Source organism: Lentzea flava (assembly GCF_014648475.1).
Lineage (GTDB): Bacteria > Actinomycetota > Actinomycetes > Mycobacteriales > Pseudonocardiaceae > Lentzea > Lentzea flava.
Genome location: NZ_BMRE01000162.1, coordinates 1 through 712, shown reverse-complemented (window position 1 = coordinate 712; position 712 = coordinate 1). Strand labels below are relative to the sequence as shown.

The window sequence follows — 712 nt, the reverse complement described above, 5'->3', positions numbered from 1 at the left end:
GCGCTGGTGTAGAAGCCGGAGTCGGCGCGGACCACGATCAGCCCGGTCGCGCCGCAGCGCCGGGCCAGCCCGATCGCCTCGCGGATCATGGAGGCGGCGCCGCGGCAGGAGTGCGCGGCGCCATCGCGCAGCCGGGCGGTCAGGACCACCGGGGCGAACAACGGGCCGGTCATGGTCACCATCAGATAGTCCAGGCTCGTCGCGCCGGTATAGGCGCGGCGCGCGCCGTCGCGCTGGTGGCCGTGCACCTGTTTCTTCTTGGCGTCGATGTCGAGGAACACCAGCTGATCGGCGCCGGGCAGCAGCGGGGTGCGTGCGGCCAGGTTCTGCAGGAACCGGGTGTGGATGGCGTGTACCGAGCGGACGTCCCCGTGGCACAGGCTCCGCAGGAACGTGCCCAGCGTCGAGGGCGCCCGGATCCCGCTGAACAACCGCGGCAGCGCCCCGTGCCGCACCACATCGAGGTCGTCGATGCTGTCCGCGCCGGCCGCCATGCCGGCCACGATCGAGCCGACCTTCGCCGCCGCACTGGCCCCGGCCGGGCCGGGCACTTTCAGGTGCTGCTCGGCCAGTTCATGCAGGCCCGCGTCCTGCGCGAGCCGCATCACCGGTACCAGACCGGCACACGACACGAGATTCGGATCGTCGAACCTGGCCTGCATCCGACCGGAGGTATGAGACGCTTGCATCCAGCAGATGCCCTCTCACTCGG

At 71.2% G+C, this 712-nt stretch carries 1 protein-coding gene; it reads right to left on the bottom strand.

Annotated features, from left to right (window positions below; translation table 11 throughout):
• A partial coding sequence (locus IEZ09_RS45965; protein WP_189260151.1) for a transposase occupies positions 1 to 662 on the bottom strand: 662 nt, incomplete at its 3' end.
• Positions 663 to 712 lie beyond the last annotated feature (50 nt).